The sequence below is a fragment of the Salana multivorans genome (assembly GCF_003751805.1).
Taxonomy (GTDB): Bacteria; Actinomycetota; Actinomycetes; order Actinomycetales; family Beutenbergiaceae; genus Salana; species Salana multivorans.
Genome location: NZ_RKHQ01000001.1, coordinates 146,495 through 167,966, shown reverse-complemented (window position 1 = coordinate 167,966; position 21,472 = coordinate 146,495). Strand labels below are relative to the sequence as shown.

The following is a 21,472-nucleotide window of genomic DNA, read 5'->3' as shown; positions in this document are numbered from 1 at the left end:
CGACCTCAGCTCGACAGGTACAGCCGCAGGCTGAGCGGCTCCACCGTCGCGATGTCGCCCGGCTCGGCGCGCGCGCCGCCGTTGATCTGCTCGCGCTCGTCCGGGGACTCCCACACCGAGTCCCAGACCAGCTCCCAGCGCGGCGTGCGGCCGGGGGCGAGCGTGACGTCGACCTCGTTGAGCGCACCGTTGACGACGACGAGCAGGTCGCGCGCGTCGGCCGCCTCGTGGCGCATCATCGACCGCGGGTGCGCCGACGCGCCGCCGGCCCGCCGCATCTGCAGGACGCGCCGGTAGGGGTTGTGCCAGGCGCCGCCCTCCATCGGCTCGCCGTCGTCCGAGAACCAGGCGAGGTCGACGAACGGGTCGTTCGAGCGCGGCCGGCCGTAGGCGAACCGGCCCGGTCGCATCGCCGGGTTCTCCCGGCGCAGCCGCAGCAGGTAGCTGCTCGTGGCGAGCAGGTCGAGCTGCGCCGGCTCCAGGTCCCAGTCGACCCAGGAGATCGGGGAGTCCTGGCAGTAGGCGTTGTTGTTGCCCCGCTGCGTCCGGCCGAACTCGTCCCCGGCCGTGAGGAGCGGCGTGCCGGAGGAGACGAGCAGCGTCCCGAGCACGTTGCGCATCGAGCGGCGCCGGATCGGGCGGATGTCCGCCGCGGGCGAGCCCGCCTCGATCTCGCCCTCGACGCCGTGGTTCCACGAGAGGTTGTTGTCGGAGCCGTCGCGGCTGTCCTCGAGGTTGGCCTCGTTGTGCTTGTGGTCGTAGCGCGTGAGGTCGGCGAGCGTGAACCCGTCGTGCGCCGTGACGTAGTTGACGCTCGCGGTCGGGCCGCGGTCGAACCGCTGGAACATGTCGGCCGATCCGGACAGCCGGGTCGCCAGGTCGCGGCAGTCGTGCGGGGCGCCGTGCTCGCCGGCGGCCTGCGCGCGCGCGTCGGCGAGCCAGAACCGGCGTACCGCGTCGCGGAAGCGGTCGTTCCACTCGTGGACGGGCGGCGCGAACTGGCCGGTCCGCCACCCGGAGGGGCCGACGTCCCACGGCTCGACCGCGAGCTTGACGTCGGCGAGCACGGGGTCGGAGGCGAGCGCCACGAGGAACGGGTGGTCGGGCTCGAACTCGCCGGCGCGGCGGCCGAGCGTCACGGCCAGGTCGAACCGGAACCCGTCGACGCCGATCTCGCCCGCCCAGTGCCGCAGCGAGTCCAGCGTGAGCTGCACGACGCGCTGGCGCCGGAAGTCGAGCGAGTTGCCGGTGCCGGTGACGTCGGCGTAGCGCGCCTGGTGGCCGCCGTCGTGCAGGTAGTAACCGGTGTTGTCGAGTCCCCGCAGCGACAGCAGTGGCCCGTCCATCCCGCCCTCGCACGTGTGGTTGTAGACGACGTCGAGGACGACCTCGATGCCCGCCTCGTGCAGCGCGTCGACCATGGCCTTGACCTCGGCCTCGACGGCGGCCGGACCGGCCTCGCGGGACGCGCGCGTCGCGTACCGGGGCTCGGGGGCGAAGAAACCGAGCGTCGAGTAGCCCCAGTAGTTCGGCAGGCCGCGGGCGGCGATCGCGTGCTCCGTCGCCGCCACGTGGATCGGCAGCAGCTCGACGGCCGTGACGCCGAGCCCGCGCAGGTGCTCGATGACGTTCGGGTGCGCGAGGCCGGCGTAGGTCCCGCGCAGCTCCTCCGGGAGGTCCTCGCGCAGGAGGGTGAAGCCGCGCACGTGCAGCTCGTAGAGGACGGTGTGGATCCACGGCGTGCGCGGACGCAGCTCGAGGCGTCGCGCGGTCGTCGCGGGGTCGGCGGGCGGCAGCACCGTGCCCCAGGCGACGAACGGCGAGGAGTCGCGCGGGTCGGCCGTCTCGAGGCCGTGGTGCGTCGAGCGGATGTCGGTCACGTGGTGACCGAACGTCTCCGGGGCGAGCTCGACGGCGCCGTCGACGCCCCGCGCGTAGGGGTCGAGCAGGAGCTTGGCCGGGTTGTGGAACAGGCCGTCGGACGGCTGCCAGGCGCCGTGGACGCGGAACCCGTAGCGCTGGCCCGCCCCGACGCCGGGCACGTGCGCGTGCCATAGCCCGTGTCGCGCCTTCTGCAGGCCGATCCGGCGCTCCGCCGGGTGCTCCCGCGTGCCGTCGATCAGGCACAGGTCGACCGCGACCGCCTGGGCCGCGGCCACGACGACGTCGATGCCGTCGCCGAGGACGTGCACGCCGAGGCGACCGAGCGAGCGCGCGGGCAGGTCGGCGAGCTGGGCCGGCGTCACCGCGGCCACCGAGCCGTCGGGAGCACCGGCGTCGTGCGGGGTCGTCGGGTCGTCGTGGTCGGCGTCCTCGACGACGCCGACCGGGGAGCTCGTGGGATGGGCTGAGACAGTCATGGCAGCGTCATTGTTCCACCACGCGGCGCCCAAGCGTTGAACGTTCCACGTGGCAGGCTAGGGGGATGCGTGTCATCGTCCTTCTGAAGCAGGTGCCGGACATCGTCTCGGACCGTCGGCTGCGGCCCGACGGCCTCCTCGAACGCGTGCCGGCCGCCGCCGTGCTGAGCGAGATCGACGAGGCGGCGCTCGAGGTCGCCCTGCGCGCGGCCGACGCGCTCGGTGGGAGCGTCACGGCCGTGACGATGGGGCCGGCGAGCGCCGAGGCCGTGGTGCGCAAGGCGCTCCAGGTCGGCGCGGCGCAGGCCGTCCACCTGCACGACGACGCCCTGGCCGGCTCCGACGTGCGCGGCACGGCCCGCGCCCTGGCCGCGGCCGTCCGGCTGCTCGACGCGGAGGGCGCGGAGTCCGGCGACGGCGTCGGTCTGGTCGTCGCCGGCATGACGGCGCTCGACGGGCTCGGGGCGGTCGTCCCCACGCTGGTCGCCGCCGAGCTCGGCTGGCCGGCGCTCGCGTTCGCCGAGTCGGTCGAGGTGACCCCGGGGGAGGAGGCGTCGGCCGCCCGTGTCGTCGTCGTCCGCGAGACCGAGGTCGGACACGAGACGATCGCCGCCGACCTGCCGGCGGTCGTGTCCGTCGAGGACACGGTCGCGAGCCTGCGCGTGCCGAGCTTCCAGACGATGCTCGCGGCGCGCAAGGCGCAGGTGCGGGTCCTGGCCGCCGCCGACCTGGGGCTGGCCCCCGGCGAGGTGGGCCTCGCGGGGGCCCGCGCCGTCGTCGTCACCGCCGCACCGCGGCCCGAGCGGCCGGCGCCGGTCGTCGTCACCAGCGACGGGGCGCGCGCCATCGTCGACTTCCTTGCCGATCGTGGACTCCTGGAGGTGGGCTCGTGAGCTCTCCCGTTCTGCTCGTCGCCTCCCGCGGGGGCAGCGACGACCTCGTGCACCTGGCCGCCGATGCCGCCGGGGGGGCCGAGCTGCGCGGTGTCGCGGCCTTCGGCGGCACCCCGCGCGCCCTGGCGCGGCTCCTGGTCGCCTGCGCGCGGCGCGTCGGCGCCACCCGCATCGTGCTCGAGTCCTCGCGCCGGGCCGCGGAGGTCGCCGCCTACGTCGCCCACGACCTCGACGCCGGCATCCTCGCCGACGTCCTGCGCGTCCGCCGGGACGGGGACGTCCTCGTCGGCGAGAAGCGCGAGCTCGGCGGCACGTGGGACGTCACGTGCTCCGTCGCCGGGCCGGTCGTCGTCCTCGCGCGTCCCGCGGCGTGGGACGGCCCCGTGCCCGACGTCGGGTGGCTCACGGTCGAGGAGTTCGAGGCGGCGGAGGCCGACGTGCGCGCCGCGGCCGGCGAGGGTGCGGCGATCGGCCGGGACGTCGAGCCGGTCTCGATCGACGCCCACGACGTCGAGGGCGTCGCGCTGGCCAGCGCGGCCGTCGTCGTGGCGGGCGGACGCGGGCTGGAGGGCGACCTGACGCCCGTGCGCGCGCTCGCCGACGCGCTCGGCGGAGCGGTGGGGGCGACCCGCGACATCGTCGAGGAGGAGTGGATCGGACCCGAGGCCATGGTGGGCCAGACCGGGACGATGATCGCCCCGCGGCTCTACGTCGGGGCCGGCCTCTCCGGCGCGCCGCACCACATGCTGGGGATGCGCGCGGCCGAGACGATCGTCGCGGTCAACCTCGACCCGGAGGCGCCGATCATGGAGGTCGCGGATCTCGCGGTGGTCGGTGACGCCGCCGCGATCCTGACGGAGGCAGCCGAGCTGGTCCGCGAGCGCCGCGGGCGCTGACCCGGGCGCGCCGGCTCGATCGCACGTCGGCTCGCGCCGCCGCGCGTGGATGTCGGTGCTCGTTCGTACGCTCGTGGAACGAGTCGGACACCCCGGCTCCCGGCGAGAGGACACCCCATGAGCACCTTCGAGAACCGGGACGGGACGGCGCTGCTCGTCGTCGACGTCCAGAACGACGTGGTCGGTGGCGCCCACCGGCGCGACGAGGTCGTGGCGCGGATCGGCGACCTGGTGGACCGGGCGCGCGCCGCGGGGACGCCCGTCGTCTGGGTGCAGCACTCCGACGAGGGGATGGCCGAGGGCAGCGAGGAGTGGCGGATCGTTCCCGAGCTCGTTCCCGGCGAGGGCGAGCCCGTCGTGCAGAAGCACTACGGCGACTCCTTCGAGGCCACGGACCTGGAGGACGTGCTCGCGGCCGCCGGCGTCGACCACCTCGTCGTGACCGGCGCGGAGACCGACGCCTGCATCCGGTCGACCATCCACGGCGCGTTCACGCGCGGGTACGACGTGACGCTGGTCGGCGACGCGCACACGGCGGGGGACAAGTCGGCCTGGGGCGCCCCGCCCGTCGCCGACGTCATCGCGCACACCAACCTGTACTGGCAGTTCCAGGGCGCGCCCGGTCGCCGGGCCGCGGTGGTGGAGGCCGGCGAGGTCGTGTTCGATGGCTGAGTGACCTACCTCGACCACGCGGCGACGACCGCCCCGCTGCCGGAGGCGGTCGAGGCGTTCGCGCGCGAGGCGGGCCGCCTCGGCAACCCGAGCTCGCTGCACGCGGCCGGCCGCGCGGCGCGGGCCAGCCTCGAGACGTCGCGCGAGCGGATCGCGGCCGCGCTCGGGGCCGAGCCGACGGAGGTCGTCCTCACCTCGGGCGGCTGCGAGGCGGACACGCTCGCCGTCGTGGGCGGGTTCCTCGCGGCGCGCGAGGCGGACCCGGCGCGCGACGTCGTTGCCCTGTCCGCGATCGAGCACCCGGCGGTGCGCGACGCGGCGGACGGGCTGGCCTCCCGGCACGGCGCCCGCCGACGCGTCCTGCCCGTCACCGGCGACGGCGTGCTCGACCTCGACGCGCTCGCGGGCCTGCTGGCCGCCGAGGCGGACGGGCTCGCGGTCGTCAGCGTCATGGCGGCCAACAACGAGACGGGGGTGGTGCAACCGGTCGAGGACGTCGTCCGGCTCGTCCGCGAGGCGGCGGGCACGCGGGTGCTCGTCCACTCCGACGCGGTCCAGGCGCTCGCCAGCGCCCCGGTCGACTTCGCCGCGAGCGACCTCGACGCGCTCTCGCTGTCCGGCCACAAGCTCGGCGCCCCGGTCGGGATCGGAGCCCTGCTCGCGCAGCGAACCACGCCGCTCGCCCGGGTGCAGCACGGCGGGGGACAGGAGCGCGGCGTGCGGTCGGGCACCGTCCCCGTCGCGCTCGCGGCGGCGCTCGCGGTCGCCGTCGAGCACGCCGTCGCGTCCCGGGTGGCCGAGGGAGCGCGCCTGGCGGCGCTGCGCGAGGAGCTGGAGGCCGAGGTGCGCGCGCGGATCCCCGACGTTCGGGTGAGCGGCGCCGCCGTTCCCCGGCTGCCCGGGTTCACCCACCTCGTGCTGCCCGGTGCCGACGTCGACGCCCTGCTGTTCCTCCTCGACGCCGCCGGCGTCCAGGCCTCGGCGGGATCCGCGTGCGAGGCCGGCGTCACGCAGCCGAGCGAGGTCATGCTCGCGATGGGGGAGGACGAGCGCACGGCCCGGTCGGTGCTGCGGCTCACCCTCGGCCGCACGACGACGCGCGACGACGTCGCGGAGCTGCTCGCGGTGCTCCCCGAGGCGGTCGAGCGCGCCCGCGTGGTCGGCCGCGGTCGCTGAGACCCGAGGCGGGCGTTCGGCGGGCCGTCGTCGTCCGCCCGATGAGAGGATCGAGCGCATGAGCGCCGCCGAGACCGTCGTCTTCCTCCACGGCCTCGGCGACCGGCCGGACGACTGGTCCCACCAGATCACCGCGCTGCCGGGAGGCCTCGTCGGCGTGCCGCTCGGCATCCCGGGCCTCACGGCCGATGACGAGTCCGCCGGCGGCGGGGAGGCCGGTGCCCCCGCCGCGTTCGACCTCGCCCGCGCGGCCGACCTGGTCGCGGACGACCTCGACCGCCGCGGCCTCGACCGGGTCCACCTGTGCGGCCTGTCGCTCGGCGCGATGATCGCCCTGCGGCTCGCGGCCTCCGCCCCGGGGCGGGTCCGTTCCCTCACGCTGGTGGCCGGACAGGTGCGGCCGCCCCGCCGCCTCATGGCCGCCCAGCTCGCCGTCGTGCGGGTGCTGCCCGAGCGGCTGGTGACCTCGGGCGGTGCGAGCAAGGCGCGGATGCTCGCGGTCCTGCGCGGCGTGCGGGACGTCGACCTCACCCCCGAGCTGCGCGCGATCGCGGCGCCGACCCTGGTGGTGTGCGGATCGAGGGACCGGGCCAACCTCGCCGCCGCGCGGCTGATCGCGGAGTCGATCCCGTCGGCGACGCTCGGCATCGTCGCGGGCGCCGGTCATCGGGTGCACGTCGAGCGGCCGGCCGCGCTGTCGGCGGTGCTCAACCCGTTCCTCTCCCGACACCTCGCGCGCGAGGACGGGCCGCGCTAGCGGGACAGCGGCGGCGTCCAGCCCTCGCGGCGCTGGGCCACGCCCCGGGCCGCGGCCCGCAGCACGTCGGCACCGTCCCAGACGGGGACGACGCCGAGCAGGTCGCGGGCTCGCGAGCAGTCGAGCACCGGCTGCGCGAGCAGGGTCCCGAGCCACTCCGGGCGAGCGCGGACGGCGTGCGCCCACCACGCGGCCGTGTGCACGCCACCGGCGACGTTCCGCGGGACCTCGACGAGCCGCGTCGCCCCGAGCGCCTCGGCGACCGCCGCGCCGTCCAGCACCTGCGGGCTCGCGACGTTGTACGGGCCGGGTGCCCGGCGCTCGATCACGGCGAGCAGGGCGGCGGCCACGTCGTCCGCGTGCGCGACCTGCAGCCGCAGACCCTCGGGCCACAGCAGGAGCGGGTAGGACCGTCCCAGCCCGACGCGCGGCAGCAGCGGCCCGACGTACCGGCGCACGAGCTCGGCCCCGGCCGACTCCTGGAGCGTGATCGTCGGGCGGACGACGCTGGCGACGACGTCGGGGTGTGCCGCGGCGAACCGCTCGACCATCGACTCGAGGCCGACGCGGTCGGCGGAGACCGAGGAGTCGGGCACGCCCGTGGTCGGCCAGTCCTCGGCGCGCGGTGCGAGGCCGTAGGAGGGGGCGTAGACGCTCGCGCACGAGACCACCACGAGCTGCGCCGCCCCGACCGCGCCGTGCAGCACGGCCGAGGAGAGCAGGGCGTTGGCCTCGGTCTCCCGTGCCGCCGAGCGCTCGTGCGCCCACGCGAGGTGCACGACGGCGTCGGCCCCGGCGGCGAGGGCGGCGAACGCCTGCCGGTCCGACGACCCCTCGGGCGTCGCGAGGTCGAGCTGGTGCTGCCGCACGGGGACGCCCTCGACGATCAGCCGCCCGGCGCCCCGGCGCGAGACCGCGTCGACGCTCGTGACGGTGTGACGTGCGGTGACCGCGCGCAGCAGCGCGGTCCCGATGTTCCCGGTGGCTCCCACCACGACGATGCGCATGGCTCAAGCCTCGCAGACGTCGGTCGCTCTCGGTGCGCGGACGGTCGTCCTCGTCGCGGGACGACGGGCCCGGTCCCCGCGACGGCGGGCTCAGCCGTCGGTCACGACCGGCAGCCGCACGTCCCGGCCGCGGACCTCCTCGGCGATCCGCAGCGGAGCGATCGTCCCCGCCTCCCGCAGCTCGTGCAGCGCCGCGACCACGCGCTCGCGGACGGTCCACGGGTCGATGGTGTTGACGTAGATCTTGGTCCCGCCCTCGAACCCGGCCGGCACGTGGAGGCGCCACTTGAGCACGATCCGCCAGGGCATCGGCGCCTGGACGTCCGGCGGGCGGTGGTGCCACTCCTCGTTCGTCGGCACCGCGGTGCCCGTCGCGGCGTGCATGGCGTGGAGCAGGTCGGACATGCCGCGCACCTCCTCCGGCGTCTGGGCCCACGGCCGGTGCCGCGGCGACGTCGAGTACAGCTCGATGCTCGGGTAGCGGTGCCCGATGCCCGCGATCGCGACGGCGTGGTCGTTCGCCGCGACGATCAGCCCCTCCCGGCGCGCGAGGTCGAGCACGGCGTGCTGGTACAGCTCGGGATCGGCCAGGGCGAGCGAGGCCTCGCGCTGCACCTGCGGGCCGTAGGAGTCGATCGCGACGAGCTGCTTGTGCAGGTGCTCGACGCTGGCCCCGGCCGGCGCCAGCCAGTTCTGGAACACGGCGACGTACCGTGCCGCCGGCTGGCTGCGGTACAGGTCGGCGAGCGCGTCGATCGTGCACCGGATGAAGTCCGCGTGCTCGTCCGGCGTCATCGATCCCGACGACGCGAGCTGGTCCGAGGTGGTGGCCCCCGCCACGACGTGGCGTCGCGGGACGACGACGTCGTGCGACCCGGCGAGCAGGTCGACGGTCGCCTCCAGCAGCGCGCGCTCGTCGCCCGCGACGGGCGCGACCGGTCCGCCGGACGCCTCCCGGTAGGCCAGCAGCCCGATCACGTGCCCGCGCCCGACCGGGTCGGCGAGGTAGTCGGCGGCCCAGGCGACGACGTCGGCCGGCGGGATGAACCCGTGGTTGACCCGCCACGAGGCCGTGGAGACGATCTCGAAGAGGTTGCCGAAGCGGCGCACGGCCGCCTCGTCGTCGTGCAGGGACGAGGCGAGCCGGTGACGCTCGATCCGGGCGCCGGCCGAGGGGGCGGCGCCGTCGGGACGGTGGTCGTCGACGACGAGCCGGGTCTTCTCGGGCGTGGTCTCCAGGTAGCGGTCGGGGCAGAACTGGCAGAGCCGGTTCTCCTCGCCGGGCTCCAGCTCGCGCCCGGCCCGCACCTCGCGGGGCAGGGGGCGGTGGGAGCGGCCGGGGATGGTCCAGACCTGGGTTCCGGTGAGGGGGCCAACCTGGAGAACGGTGCCGTCGGAGAGGCGGACGAGTGGTTGGGCCATGGTTTCCATCGTCTCAGCGACCGCGGGATGCCTCCGGCCACGAGGGGGTGCCACGGGGGTCACAACCTCGCAACGATTTGCTAGGCTGCATTTTAGTAAGGTTTCTTTCTAGAGAACTCGATCCCTCGGAGTGCCAGTGCTGCCGCTCGTCCCAGCCCCCCGTCATCTCACGCGCGTCGCGGACGCCCCGGGTGCCCCCGTCGCCGGCGACGTCGTCGTCGAGCTCGACCCCGCCATCGGGGCCGAGTGCTACGAGCTCACCACCGCGGCGGACGCCGTCCTCGTCCGCGCGGGCGACGACGCGGGCATGCTCCGAGCCCGCGCCACGCTCGCGCAGCTCGCGCTCGCCGCGGACGACGGGCGCTACCCCGCCGTCCGGATCGTCGACGGACCCCGGTTCGCCTATCGCGGGTTCATGCTCGACGTCGCGCGGCACTTCCACCCGCCCCGGACGATCTGCGAGATCCTCGACCTCATGGCGGAGCTCAAGCTCAACCACCTCCACCTCCACCTCAGCGACGACCAGGGCTGGCGCCTGGCCATCGACGGTCGGCCGGAGCTCACGGGCATCGGCGCGTCGACGCAGTGCCAGGGCGGCGCCGGCCCGGACGGCGGCGGCTACCTCACGCGCGAGGACTACCGGCGGATCCAGGACCACGCGGCCTCGCTCGCGATCACGGTCGTTCCGGAGATCGACGTCCCCGGTCACACGAACGCCGTGCTCGTCTCCTACCCCGAGCTGGCCGTCGACGGGGTGACCCCGGTCCCGTACGAGGGCGCCGAGGTCGGGTTCTCCCAGCTCGACGCCGCCAACGAGGAGACCTACCGGTTCTGGACCGAGGTGGTGTCCCAGCTCGCGGCCGACACCGACGGGCCCTACCTCCACCTCGGCGGCGACGAGGCGCTCGAGATGACCGAGCGGGACTTCCTCACGTTCCTCGAGCGCGCGTTCGCGATCGTCGCGGCGACGGGCAAGACACCCGTCGCCTGGCACGAGGCGGGCCGCAGCGATGCCATCCCGGCCGGGGCCGTCGGCCAGTACTGGAACTTCGTCCGGCCGCGCACGGCGAGCGAGGACCGGTTCGGGATCGACCACGCCGACTGCGCCGGCGGGTTCCCGCGCCAGGGCGGCCGGCTCATCCTCTCGCCGTCCGACGCCGTGTACCTCGACCACCGCGAGGCCGAGGGGCTGCCGGGCGTGGCCTGGGCCGCCGGTCCGACGCCGCTGCGCGCGTCCTACGAGTGGGAGCCGTCCGCCGTCCTGCCCGACGTGCCCGACGACGCGATCCTCGGCGTCGAGGCCGCACTGTGGACGGAGTACCTCGGGACGCGGGAGGAGCTGCTCGAGCTCATGCTGCCCCGGCTGGCCGCCGTCGCCGAGCTGGCCTGGTCGCCGGCGCCGCACACGCCCCGCCGGATCGAGGACATCGCCCCGCGGCTGGCGGAGCTCGGGCGCGACTGGCAACGCCGCGGCCTGCCGTTCACGCGTTCGACCGAGGTCGACTGGTAGTCCTAGACCATGGCGACGAGCAGGGCGACCGGCACGGCAGGCGCGACCACCACCTTCACCGACGCGCGCCTGGTCGACGCGACGGGCGAGCGGCGCGGCTGGCTGCGCCTGCGGGGCGATCGGATCGAGGCCGTCGGACAGGGCGCCGCCCCCGCCCCGACCCCGCGGGCCGGTGACGGCGGCGGGTCCGACGCGGCGGGCGCCGACGTCGTCGTCGACTGCGGTGGCGCCTACCTGACGCCGGGCTTCATCGACATCCACAGCCACGGCGGCGGCGGGGTGAGCGCCGAGGACGGCGCGGACGCCCTCGCCGCGGCGCTCGCGGTCCACCGCGCGCACGGCACGACGCGGATGGTGCTCTCGGCGGTCTCCGCCCCGATCCCGGAGCTGGCCCGGACGCTCGCGGGCCTCGCCGACCTCACCGAGCGGGACCAGCTCGTGCTGGGCTCGCACGCCGAGGGTCCCTTCCTCGCGCACGGGCGCAAGGGCGCGCACGACCCGGCGGCCCTGCGCGCGCCGACCCCCGCCGACGTCGACGCCCTCGTCGAGGCGGCCCGCGGCACGATGCGCCAGGTGACGCTCGCCCCCGAGCTGCCCGGCGGCCTCGACGCGGTGCGCCGGTTCGTCGCGGCCGGCGTCCGGGTCGCCGTCGGGCACACCGAGGTCGACTACGCCGGCGCGCGGGCCGCCTTCGACGCCGGCGCCACCCTGCTCACCCACGCGTTCAACGCGATGAGCCCGCTGCTGCACCGAGCTCCCGGCCCGGTCGCCGCCGCGCTGGAGGATCCGCGCGTCACGCTCGAGCTCGTGCTCGACGGCGTCCACGTCCACCCCGCCGCCGCCCTCGTCCTCCTGCGCGCGGCGCCGGGCCGCGTCGCGCTCATCACGGACGCGATGGCCGCCACCGGGATGGGCGACGGCTCCTACCGGCTCGGCGCGCTCGACGTCGAGGTGCGCGACGGCGTCGCGCTCGTCGCCGGGACGGAGACGATCGCGGGGTCGACGCTCACGCTCGACGTCGCGCTGCGCGGCGCGGTGGCCGACGGACTCTCCCTCGTCGAGGCCGTGACCGCCCTCACCAGCGCGCCGGCCGACGCTCTGGGGGAGGGGTCGTGGCTCGGCCGGCTCGCCCCCGGACACGCCGGCGACCTCGTGCTCCTCGACGACGCGCTCACCGTCACCCAGGTCTGGGCGGCGGGGCGGCGCCTCGACTAGCCGGCCGACGCCCCGGGCGCCGCCGGCCGTCCACGACCTCCGTTCACCGCCTCCCACCCAGCTCGCCAGCCCCACTCGGAAGGAAGCCCCATGGCCGAGATCGCCATCGTCCCCGACGCCGTCGCCGGCGGTGCCGTCGCCGCCCGCGACATCGCCGCCATCGTCACCCGCAACCCCGAGGCGGTGCTGGGACTCGCGACCGGGTCGACGCCGCTGACGACCTGGGACGCGCTCGCCGCCATGCGCGAGGAGGGCCTCGACCTCTCCCGCACGACGGGCTTCGCGCTGGACGAGTACGTCGGCATCGCCCCCGGGCACCCCGAGTCCTACCGCTGCGTCATCGACCGGGAGGTCGTCGACCGCCTGGGCATGGACCGCGCCCGCGTCCACGTGCCGCTCGAGGCGGGGCAGGACCCGACGACGGCCGGCGCCGCGTACGAGCGGGCGATCCTCGCCGCCGGCGGCGTCGACGTCCAGGTGCTCGGGATCGGTCGCAACGGCCACGTCGGGTTCAACGAGCCGGGCTCGTCGCTCGCCTCGCTCACCCGGATCAAGACGCTCCACCCGCACACCCGCGAGGACAACGCGCGGTTCTTCGGCGGCTCGATCGACGACGTCCCCGTCCACTGCGTGACGCAGGGCCTCGGCACGATCCTGCGCGCGCGCCGCCTCGTGCTGCTCGCCTGGGGCGAGGCCAAGGCCGAGGCGCTCGCCGGCGCCGTCGAGGGCCCGGTCTCGGCGGTGCTGCCGGGCTCGATCATCCAGCTCCACCCGAGCGTGCTCGTCGTCGCCGACGAGGCGGCGGCCAGCCGGCTGACGGGCTCCGAGTACTACCGGTTCGCCTGGGACCACCGAGACGACCTCGCCGCGTCGTCCAGGTAGCCGCCGGCGATAAGCGCTGGACGTCTGCCGTGTCCCGGAGGGTAGCCTCGGTCAACGTGCCGACCCCCGTGATCACCGCCAGCTCCCTGACGAAGCGCTACGGCGACTTCACGGCCGTCGATGGCATCGACTTCGAGGTCACCGCTGGCGAGGCCTTCGGCCTGCTCGGCCCCAACGGCGCGGGCAAGTCGACGACCATGCGGATGATCAGCGCGGTCTCCCGGCGCACGAGCGGTGAGCTCAGCGTCCTCGGGCTCGACCCCGAGGACTACGGACCCGAGATCCGCTCGCAGCTCGGCGTCGTGCCGCAGGAGGACAACCTCGACACCGAGCTGACCGCGCGCGACAACCTCGTCATCTACGGCCGCTTCTTCGGGCTGCCCCGGGCCGTGTGTCGCCAGCGGGCCGACGAGCTGCTCGCGTTCGCGCAGCTCGAGGAGAAGGCCGGCGCCAAGGCCGACGACCTGTCCGGCGGCATGAAGCGCCGCCTCACGATCGCCCGCGGTCTCATGAACACCCCGCAGATCTTCATGCTCGACGAGCCGACGACGGGCCTCGACCCGCAGGCGCGGCACGTGCTGTGGGACCGCCTGTTCCGGCTCAAGGAGCAGGGGACGACGCTCGTCATCACGACGCACTACATGGACGAGGCCGAGCAGCTCTGCGACCGCCTCATCGTCGTCGACCACGGCACGATCATGGCCGAGGGGTCGCCCGCCGAGCTGATCCGCCGCTACTCCTCGCGCGAGGTGCTCGAGGTCCGGTTCGGCTCCGACCGCAACGCCGCCGTCGCCGACGACGTGGCGGCGATCGGGGCGCTCGCCGAGCGCGTCGAGGTGCTGCCCGACCGCCTGCTCGTCTACACGGCCGACGGCGAGAGCGCGCTGGAGCGCGTCATCGAGCGCGGGCTGCGTCCGACGACGTCGCTCGTGCGCCGCTCCAGCCTCGAGGACGTGTTCCTGCGCCTGACGGGGAGGTCCCTCGTTGAGTGAGTCGGCCCCCGCCGACGGCGTCGCCACCGTCAACACCTCCCGCTACGCCGACGCGGCGGCGATCCGCGTCAACGCCATCCCGGTCGGCGCCAGCCTCGACGAGCGCCGCGAGGCGGCGCTCGCTGGCGCCCGCAAGCCCCGCCGGCTCGGCGGCTGGTACAACGCCGAGGCCTTCCTGCTCTCGATGAAGGCGTACGGCTGGACGATCATCGTCGGCGGCGTCGGCTCACCCCTGCTCTACCTGCTCGGGCTCGGGCTCGGGCTGGCGGCGGTCATCCCCGTCTCCGTCGCCGACGGCGCGGCCGGTCCCGTGAGCTACGTGACGTTCGTCGCGCCGGCGCTCCTCGTCACGGCGACGATCGGGGTGGCGTCCGAGGAGTTCACCTACCCCGTCATGGGCGGGTTCAAGTGGCGCAAGACGTTCTTCGGCATCGCCGCGACGCCGGTGTCCCCGCCGCAGATCGTGAGCGGCCTCGTCATCGCCGTGGTCGGCCGGATGCTGTTCGTCTCGGTGGCCTACTACGCGCTCATGGTCGTCTTCGGCGCGGTCCCGCAGCCCGGGCTCGGCATGCTCTCGATCCTCGCCGGGCTGCTCGCCGGTCTCGCCTTCGGGCTGCCGCTGCTCGCGTACGCGTCGAGCATCCGCGAGGACAAGGGCCAGTTCGCGCTCGTCCAGCGGTTCATCTTCACGCCGCTGTTCCTGTTCTCCGGCACGTTCTACCCCCTCGACACGCTGCCCGTCTGGCTGCACCCGATCGGCTGGCTCTCGCCGGTGTGGCACGGGGCGCAGCTCGGTCGGTGGGCGACGTACGGGGCCCCGACGCCGGGCTGGCTGCTCGCGGTGCACGCGCTCGCGCTGGTGGCCATCGCCGCCGTCGCCGGCTACGTCGCCGGGCGTGTGTTCACGAGGCGGCTGCGATGAGCGACCCGACGACGCGGACGACGGCGCCGACCGTCGTGACCGCCCCGGTCGCGCCCGCCGGCGCCACGCCGCCGCCGATGCGCGGCGGCCCGCGCTGGCTCCGCGCGATCTACTCCGGCAACGCCCGGATCGTCCTGCTGCGCGGGCTGCTCGCCACCAAGACGTCGAACTGGGCCGTCGTGGTCTCGGGCTTCTTCGAGCCGGTGTTCTACCTGCTCGCGATGGGGCTCGGGCTCGGCACGTTCATCGGCGACGTCACGCTCCCCAACGGCCAGTCCGTCCCGTACGCCGCGTTCATCGCGCCGGCGCTCCTGGCGGTCTCGGCGATGAACGGCGCGGTCTACGACTCGACCTGGAACGTGTTCTTCAAGCTCCGGTTCGCGAAGCTCTACCAGACGATGCTGACGACGCGGCTCGGTCCGCTCGACGTCGCGCTGGGCGAGATCTCCTACGCGCTGCTGCGCGGCGTCGCGTACGCGGGCGGCTTCCTCATCGTCATGCAGGTGATGGGTCTCAACGGGTCGTGGACCGCCGTGCTGGCGCTGCCGGCGGTCGTGCTCATCGCGTTCGGCTTCGCCAGCGTCGGCATGGCGATCACGAGCTACATGAAGACGTTCCAGCAGATGGACTGGATCACGTTCGTCATGCTGCCGATGTTCCTGTTCTCGGCGACGTTCTACCCGATCACGGTGTACCCCGAGGCGATCCAGTGGCTCATCAAGGTGCTGCCGCTGTGGCACGCCGTCGAGCTGGTCAGGGGGCTGACGCTCGGCGTGCCCGACTCGATGACGCTCGTCCACGTCGGCTACTACGTCGTGATGATCGCGGTCGGGCTGCTCTTCACCACCAAGCGGCTGCGCGCGCTCTTCCAGGACTGACCGGGCTCCGCCCGGCGCGGGGGTCCCGTCACTCGTCCGCGTCCGCGTCCGCCTCCGTCGGCGGCCGCCCGTCCGCCTGCGGCCACCAGCCTCCGTCCGCCTGCCCGCGGGTCGGGCACGCCCGGGCGGCCGACGGAAACCACCCAGGTCGCCCCAGACCGAACTTGACCCGGATCAAGCCTCTCCTTCGGGCCCAATGCGTCTCATGGGTACCGTCGAAGCGTCTGGGGGACGTCTGTGTGCTGTGCCGTGAGGGCACCCGCCCCCGGGCTTCTCACGCCGCAGGAGGCACCCCATGTCCCACTCGTCCCTGGCCGCCGACCCGGCCGATCCGGGAGCCGTCGCTCCCCGCCGCCGCGCCGTCGTCGCGGTGCTGCTGACCCTCGCCCTCGCCCTGGCCATGATGGTCGTCGGCCCCCTCGCGCCGGTCGCGCAGGCCGCCCCCGACGGCTGTGTCGGCGGCGTCATCTCGGCCGACGACGTCGAGGTCACCTACACCACGTCGAGCGGCGGCAGCACGGTCACCGCGTGGGAGACCTTCCAGTTCGACGTCGCGCTCACCGACCTCGACGGCATGGCGGAGGGCTGCCAGGCCGTCGTCGCGCTCGACCCGACGAGGTTCGACGGGCTGCAGGACGTCACCCGCTACCTCAACGCCGACGGCAGCGCGTCGGAGACCCGCCGGGCGGACACGGTCGCCGTCATGGTCGTCGACAGGGACGCCAGGACGCTGACGTTCACGCTCACCGACTACGCCGAGACGCACGCGGACGTCACGGCGAACGGCTGGGTCCGGGCGCAGATCAACTCCTCGTTCGACCGCGGTGAGCAGGTGCCGATCCGCGTGACCGTCAACGGCACGACGGTGCCGCAGCCCCCGGTGACGGGCCAGGAGTGCCCCGACGTGTGCGGGCAGCCGGACACCGGGGCGAGCAAGTGGGGCGGCGACTACGGCGACGGGACGGGGAGCGTCACCATCGGGACGCCGGTCCTCGAGGTCGAGCGGTACGCGGATCTCGTCATCGAGGACGTGCTCATCAGCCCGAACCAGTCGATCGTCGGCGTCGCCGACGTCTTCGCCTACAACTGCGTCAACACGTGGGGCGAGCCGGGCACCCTGCCGGCCGGCGGCGGCGAGTGCCAGACCGGTCAGCACATCCCCGCGACGGCAACCCCCGTCGACGGCGCCGAGCACGCGTGGCGCGTCACCACCCAGGGCGACCCCGCGGAGATCGGCAGCGTCTTCTTCCTGCTCCGGCTCGACATGACCTTCACCGGCGAGGGCCCGTGGGAGGACCGCGCGACGATCACGTCCTCCTTCCCCGAGGAGTCATGGGAGACCGGGGTCGAGGTCACGAAGTTCGCGGTCGGCGGCGGCGCCTCCGGCTCCGAGCGGGGCACCTTCTCCGTGACCAAGGCGATCGACTGGAACGGCGCCGACGCGTACCCGGTCGGTGACTTCTCCGGCACCTGGTCCGCGACCCTGCCCGACAACTCCACGCGCAGCGGCGCCTGGACGGTCGCGGCCGGCCAGACCTGGACGAGCGAGGCGCTGCCGACCGGCAGCGTCGTGACGCTCGCCGAGGAGGCGAACACGAACCTGTGGACGCCGACCTGGGATCGCTCCACCCTCACGATCGAGGGCGGCGGGAACGTCGCCGCCACGGTGACGAACACGCTCAGGGTCGGCTGGTTCGAGGTGAAGAAGGTCGTCGACTGGAGCGGTGTCACGCCGTGGGACATCACGTTCACCGGGACCTGGGTCGCCGAGCTCGACGGGACGTCGATCGCGAGCGGGACCTGGTCGGTCGATGCGGAGAACGGCTGGCGCTGGGTGAGCCCGACGAAGCTCCCGGCGGGGGCCAGGGTGACGCTGAGCGAGGACGCGACGCCCGGCTGGACGTCGTCCTGGAACGACGAGCAGGTGATCTACGTCCCGCAGGGCCGCCGCACCTGCCCCGAGGTGACGAACACGCTCCAGCTCGGGCGGTTCTCCATCGCCAAGCAGGTCGAGTGGAACGGGCTGGACCCGGCCGAGACCGGAGCGTTCACCGGCACGTGGCGGGCGACGGTCGGTGAGGACGTCGTCGGCTCCGGGGACTGGTCGGCCGAGGCCGGCTCGACCTGGACGAGCCCGGACCTCCCGGTCGGTTCCGTCGTGACCTACACCGAGGACCAGGCCACCGGCTGGACGGCCGCCTGGTCCGCGGACAGCGTGACCGTCGCGCCGGGGGAGGCCGTCGTCGCCACCGTGACCAACTCCCGCGACGCCGGTCGGTTCTCGGTCACGAAGAAGATCGACTGGAAGGGGCAGCAGCAGCTCCGGGCCAGCACCTACGCCGGGACCTGGGTCGCCACGCTGGGCGGCGAGCGGATCGCGTCCGGCCAGTGGTCCGCCGAGGCGGACGGGACCTGGACGAGCCCGATGCTGCCCGCCGGCGCCGAGGTGGTGCTCACGGAGAACGAGAGCCGCACCTGGACGCCGGTCTGGACGAGCGACCGGGTGACGATCGTCAACGGCCGGACGGCCGCGTCGACCGTGACGAACGACCTCAACCTCGGCCAGTTCTCGATCACCAAGGCGGTGGAGTGGAACGACGTCGCGACGTACGACGTCGGCCCGTTCACCGGGACCTGGACGGCCGTGCTGCCGGACGACTCCACACAGGAGGGCACCTGGCAGGCGGCCGACGGCGAGACGTGGTCGAGCCCGGTCCTGCCCGCCGGCTCGACGGTGACGTACACGGAGGACGCGCCGGCCGACCAGCCGGCGGTGGGCTGGACGAACGCGTGGTCGAGCGAGGACGTGACGATCGCGACGGGCGAGGTCGTCCCGGTCACGGTGACCAACTCGGCGGAGCTCCTCACGGCGCCGTTCTCGGCGTCGAAGGTGATCGAGGGCTCGGGCAGGGCGCTCGTCCCGGCGACGGCGACCTTCACGCTCGCCTACCGCTACCCGGCCGGTGTCGGCTACGCGGCGGGCGAGGGCACCCTGGTGCTCCCGGGTGACGGCACGGTCGTCGTGAGCGGTCAGCTCCCCGTCGGGGCCCGGCTCACGCTGGAGGAGCTCGCTCCCGTGGCCGTGAGCGGTGGCACCTGGCAGACCCCGGAGCTGTCGGCCGAGACCGTGACGATCGCTGGCGGTGGGGAGCCGGTCGGCGTCACCGTGACCAACACGATCACGGAGACCCCGGCGTCGACGACGCCGGCGTCCGCGACGCCGCGGCACCCCGACACGGGCGCCGGTCCGGTCCTGCCCGTCGGGATCGTCGCGGTCGTGCTCCTGACGGCGGGCGGGATCGCCCTGGTGGCGCGCCGACGGTCGGCCTGACCCGAGCGGGGCGACGGGGTGGGGATGCCCGCATCCCCACCCCGTCGCCGAGCTCGCGCCGCGATCGCCGACGCCGGCCGCGGGGGTCAGCCGACGGTGACCTCGACCCGCACGGCCGACCCGGCCGGTGCCGCGGGGATCGGCTCGTCCGCCGGGTGCTCGACGCCGTCGAGCAGCACCGAGCGCACCCCGTGCCCGGAGCCGACGTTGGTCACCGCGATGTCGTAGACGGCGCCCCGCCACTCCCGGCGCATCGAGAAGCCGGGCCACGCCGCGGGGATGGCCGGGTCGACGGTCAGCCCGTCGAGCCCCGGGCGCACGCCGAGGACGTACTTCGTGACGGCCGTGTACATCCATCCGGCCGTCCCGGTCAGCCAGGGGTTCTGCCCCCGCCCGTGGAGCGCGTGGTCTCGTCCGTAGACGAACTGCGTGTAGGCGTACGGCTCGACGTACCGGGTCTCGATCCGGTCGTTCTGCCGGTAGGGGAGGATCGCGTCGTAGAGCTCGACGGCGCGGTCCCCGCGCCCGAGCAGCGCCTCGGCGACGATCGGCCAGGCGTTCGGGTGGGAGAAGATCGCCGCGTTCTCCTTGACGCCGGGGTAGACCCGGGTGATGAAGCCGACCGTGTCGTCGACGGTCCGGAACGCCGGCCAGCTCAGGTGCGAGCCCCACTCCGAGCCGAGCAGCTCGGCCACGGCGTCCATCGCCTCCTCGCCCCGCTCGCGCGAGGCGATCCCGGCGATGATCGGCCACGCCTGGTGCTCGAGGAAGATCTTCCCCTCCGCGTTCGCGGCCGAGCCGATGGTGACGCCGTCGCGGGTGAACCCGCGCAGCCACCAGCGTCCGTCCCACAGCTCCTCGGTGACGCGTGCGATCCGGTCGCGCTCGGCCGACCAGCGGGCCACGTCGTCCTCCCGCCCGAGGAACCGGGCCACTTCGAGGAACGCGCCGATCGCCCACGCGTGCAGGAACGTGACGAGCGAGCTCTCCCCGCCCCCGAGGTTGAGGCAGTCGTTCCAGTCGGCCCGCAGCCCGAGCGCCACCCCGTTCGCCCCCACGTGCTCCGCGGAGAACTCCAGTGCGCGACGCAGGTGCTCGTACACCGTCGCTGGTGTCCCCTCGGCGAACGGCACCTCGAGCCCGAGGAGGTCGACGTCACCCGTCTCCGCCACGTAGGCGACGACGGACGGGACGAGCCACAGGTGGTCGTCCGAGCACGTGTCCTCGAGCCCGTGGATGAGCGAGGCCGGGTCGGGGCGCGGAACGATCGTCGGCGACGGCACGTCCGGCAGCGGCACGTGGTCGGGGTCGAAGACGGCCGGCTCGAACAGGTGCAGCCCGTAGCCCGCCTCGGTCTGGGCGCGCAGCAGCTCGAGGATCCGCGAGCGGGTCTTCACCGGGTTGGAGTGGGGGACGCTCATGACGTCCTGCGCCGTGTCCCGGTAGCCGAGCCCGACCCGCCCGCCGACCTCGACGAACGAGGCGAACCGCGACCACTGGACGCACGTCTCGGCCTGGAGCAGCGTCCAGGTGTTGATCATCGTGTCCATGCCCTCGTGCGGCGTCGTGATCCGCAGCCGGGACTGCTTGTCCGCCCAGTGGGCACGCAGCGCGGCGAGCTCGGCGTCGACCGTTGCCGGGTCCGCGTACTTCGCGCGCATCGCGCGACCGGCTCCGTCGCGCGAGCCGTAGCCGAGCACGAACGCGAGGCGCACGCTCTCGCCGGGGGCCAGCACGAGCTCGTGGAACAGCGAGCCGCAGGAGTTCTGCGTCGTCCCGGAGGAGCCCGAGCCGTGCCCGCGCTCGATCGCGAGGGGGTTGCGCTCGGTGCGGTAGGGGCCGATGAAGGCGTCGCGGGAGCAGTCGTAGCTCGACGGCTCGCGCGAGGACGTGAAGAAGTGGAACGTCCACGGCTCGTAGTGGAAGTCGTACTCGATGATGCCGTCGGCGTAGTCCGACCCCGACGCGTACAGCGACATCTGGAGGTTCTGGTTGTCGATCGTGATCGTGTGGAAGGAGAACTCGAGGTAGGTGCCGAGCGTGAGGCGGCGCTCGACGTCGCTCGTGTTCCGGACGTGGACGTCCCACACCTCGACGTCGTCCTCCAGCGGGACGAACACGGTCTGCGACGCCTCGATGCCGCGGTAGTCGCAGGAGAACCGCGTGTAGCCGAGGCCGTGCGCCGCGGTGTAGCGCGCTCGTGCATCCGTCGGGTCGGTCGCGCCCGTCGGGTCGGAGGGGCCGTCCTCGTCGTCGACGACGAACGGCTTGCCGACCGGCTGCCAGGACACCGACCAGAAGTCGCCGTCGGCGTCGTCGCGCAGGTAGACGTAGTGGCCCGGTCCGTCCATCGGGACGCCGTTGGGCCGGAACCGCGTGATCCGGCCCGTCTGCGGCGAGCGGTAGTAGGAGTACGCGCCGCCGTGGTGGGCGATGACGGTCGCGAAGTCCTTCGTGCCCAGGTAGTTCGTCCACGACGCGGGGACGTCGGGGCGGGTGACGACGTACTCGTCGGCGGCCGTGTCGAAGTAGCCGTACTTCATGCGGGTCTCCTGCGGT

Annotated in this window: 16 protein-coding genes; 12 read left to right on the top strand and 4 right to left on the bottom strand. The window is 74.2% G+C overall.

The window, feature by feature from the left end:
* Window positions 1-5: 5 nt before the first annotated feature.
* A complete protein-coding gene (glgX, locus tag EDD28_RS00915; RefSeq protein ID WP_123737918.1) occupies window positions 6-2,360 on the bottom strand; it encodes a glycogen debranching protein GlgX in 2,355 nt (784 codons plus the stop codon).
* Between the two features lie 65 nt (window positions 2,361-2,425).
* Between glgX and EDD28_RS00910 the strand changes: the two genes are divergently transcribed.
* From EDD28_RS00910 to EDD28_RS00890, 5 genes are all read left to right on the top strand, one after another.
* Entirely contained in the window at window positions 2,426-3,253 is an 828-nt protein-coding gene (locus tag EDD28_RS00910) for an electron transfer flavoprotein subunit beta/FixA family protein (protein WP_123737917.1), read from the top strand.
* Window positions 3,250-4,149: an electron transfer flavoprotein subunit alpha/FixB family protein gene (locus EDD28_RS00905; protein ID WP_123737916.1), complete on the top strand. Its 900-nt coding sequence runs from the start codon at window positions 3,250-3,252 to the stop codon at window positions 4,147-4,149. The genes EDD28_RS00910 and EDD28_RS00905 overlap by 4 nt, the downstream gene beginning before the upstream one ends.
* A gap of 117 nt (window positions 4,150-4,266) precedes the next feature.
* Window positions 4,267-4,821, top strand: a complete 555-nt coding sequence (locus EDD28_RS00900) for a cysteine hydrolase family protein (protein ID WP_123737915.1) — start codon at window positions 4,267-4,269, stop codon at window positions 4,819-4,821.
* Window positions 4,822-5,997 carry a cysteine desulfurase family protein gene (locus EDD28_RS00895; RefSeq protein ID WP_123737914.1) on the top strand — a complete coding sequence of 392 codons (1,176 nt, stop codon included), beginning with the start codon at window positions 4,822-4,824 and terminating at the stop codon, window positions 5,995-5,997. It begins immediately after the preceding gene.
* Between the two features lie 58 nt (window positions 5,998-6,055).
* The gene (locus tag EDD28_RS00890) at window positions 6,056-6,754 is read left to right on the top strand and encodes an alpha/beta fold hydrolase (RefSeq protein ID WP_123737913.1); all 699 of its coding nucleotides are present in this window, start codon (window positions 6,056-6,058) and stop codon (window positions 6,752-6,754) included.
* Here the strand turns inward: EDD28_RS00890 and EDD28_RS00885 are convergent.
* The gene (locus EDD28_RS00885) at window positions 6,751-7,761 is read right to left on the bottom strand and encodes an NAD-dependent epimerase/dehydratase family protein (protein ID WP_123737912.1); all 1,011 of its coding nucleotides are present in this window, start codon (window positions 7,759-7,761) and stop codon (window positions 6,751-6,753) included. The two genes, EDD28_RS00890 and EDD28_RS00885, sit on opposite strands and share 4 nt — an antisense overlap.
* Before the next feature lie 90 nt (window positions 7,762-7,851).
* Window positions 7,852-9,183 carry a DUF4921 family protein gene (locus EDD28_RS00880; protein ID WP_123737911.1) on the bottom strand — a complete coding sequence of 444 codons (1,332 nt, stop codon included), beginning with the start codon at window positions 9,181-9,183 and terminating at the stop codon, window positions 7,852-7,854.
* Between the two features lie 136 nt (window positions 9,184-9,319).
* Between EDD28_RS00880 and EDD28_RS00875 the strand changes: the two genes are divergently transcribed.
* From EDD28_RS00875 to EDD28_RS00845, 7 genes are all read left to right on the top strand, one after another.
* A complete protein-coding gene (locus EDD28_RS00875) occupies window positions 9,320-10,693 on the top strand; it encodes a family 20 glycosylhydrolase (RefSeq protein ID WP_170169306.1) in 1,374 nt (457 codons plus the stop codon).
* 9 nt (window positions 10,694-10,702) lie between these two features.
* Window positions 10,703-11,908, top strand: coding sequence for an N-acetylglucosamine-6-phosphate deacetylase (locus EDD28_RS00870; RefSeq protein ID WP_123737909.1), 1,206 nt, complete (start codon window positions 10,703-10,705; stop codon window positions 11,906-11,908).
* Window positions 11,909-11,998: 90 nt separating this feature from the next.
* A complete protein-coding gene (locus EDD28_RS00865; RefSeq protein ID WP_123737908.1) occupies window positions 11,999-12,790 on the top strand; it encodes a glucosamine-6-phosphate deaminase in 792 nt (263 codons plus the stop codon).
* Window positions 12,791-12,846: 56 nt separating this feature from the next.
* Complete coding sequence (locus EDD28_RS00860; protein ID WP_123737907.1) at window positions 12,847-13,782, top strand: ABC transporter ATP-binding protein; 936 nt, start codon at window positions 12,847-12,849, stop codon at window positions 13,780-13,782.
* A complete protein-coding gene (locus tag EDD28_RS00855; protein WP_342769914.1) occupies window positions 13,775-14,704 on the top strand; it encodes an ABC transporter permease in 930 nt (309 codons plus the stop codon). The genes EDD28_RS00860 and EDD28_RS00855 overlap by 8 nt, the downstream gene beginning before the upstream one ends.
* A 77-nt stretch (window positions 14,705-14,781) precedes the next feature.
* Window positions 14,782-15,582, top strand: a complete 801-nt coding sequence (locus EDD28_RS00850; RefSeq protein WP_245968015.1) for an ABC transporter permease — start codon at window positions 14,782-14,784, stop codon at window positions 15,580-15,582.
* 295 nt (window positions 15,583-15,877) lie between these two features.
* Window positions 15,878-18,913 (top strand): DUF5979 domain-containing protein, encoded by a 3,036-nt coding sequence (locus EDD28_RS00845; protein WP_123737905.1) that lies wholly within the window; start codon window positions 15,878-15,880, stop codon window positions 18,911-18,913.
* An 86-nt stretch (window positions 18,914-18,999) separates the two neighbouring features.
* Here EDD28_RS00845 and EDD28_RS00840 read toward each other — a convergent pair whose 3' ends face one another.
* The gene (locus EDD28_RS00840) at window positions 19,000-21,456 is read right to left on the bottom strand and encodes a glycoside hydrolase family 94 protein (RefSeq protein WP_123737904.1); all 2,457 of its coding nucleotides are present in this window, start codon (window positions 21,454-21,456) and stop codon (window positions 19,000-19,002) included.
* Window positions 21,457-21,472 lie beyond the last annotated feature (16 nt).

What these genes read in the sequence shown, in the direction of transcription:
- glgX (WP_123737918.1), bottom strand. Translation starts at nt 2,360, where the DNA reads ATGACTGTCTCAGCCCATCCCACGAGCTCCCCGGTCGGCGTCGTCGAG.
- EDD28_RS00910 (WP_123737917.1), top strand. Translation starts at nt 2,426, where the DNA reads ATGCGTGTCATCGTCCTTCTGAAGCAGGTGCCGGACATCGTCTCGGAC.
- EDD28_RS00900 (WP_123737915.1), top strand. Translation starts at nt 4,267, where the DNA reads ATGAGCACCTTCGAGAACCGGGACGGGACGGCGCTGCTCGTCGTCGAC.
- EDD28_RS00890 (WP_123737913.1), top strand. Translation starts at nt 6,056, where the DNA reads ATGAGCGCCGCCGAGACCGTCGTCTTCCTCCACGGCCTCGGCGACCGG.
- EDD28_RS00885 (WP_123737912.1), bottom strand. Translation starts at nt 7,761, where the DNA reads ATGCGCATCGTCGTGGTGGGAGCCACCGGGAACATCGGGACCGCGCTG.
- EDD28_RS00880 (WP_123737911.1), bottom strand. Translation starts at nt 9,183, where the DNA reads ATGGCCCAACCACTCGTCCGCCTCTCCGACGGCACCGTTCTCCAGGTT.
- EDD28_RS00870 (WP_123737909.1), top strand. Translation starts at nt 10,703, where the DNA reads ATGGCGACGAGCAGGGCGACCGGCACGGCAGGCGCGACCACCACCTTC.
- EDD28_RS00865 (WP_123737908.1), top strand. Translation starts at nt 11,999, where the DNA reads ATGGCCGAGATCGCCATCGTCCCCGACGCCGTCGCCGGCGGTGCCGTC.
- EDD28_RS00850 (WP_245968015.1), top strand. Translation starts at nt 14,782, where the DNA reads ATGCGCGGCGGCCCGCGCTGGCTCCGCGCGATCTACTCCGGCAACGCC.
- EDD28_RS00845 (WP_123737905.1), top strand. Translation starts at nt 15,878, where the DNA reads ATGTCCCACTCGTCCCTGGCCGCCGACCCGGCCGATCCGGGAGCCGTC.
- EDD28_RS00840 (WP_123737904.1), bottom strand. Translation starts at nt 21,456, where the DNA reads ATGAAGTACGGCTACTTCGACACGGCCGCCGACGAGTACGTCGTCACC.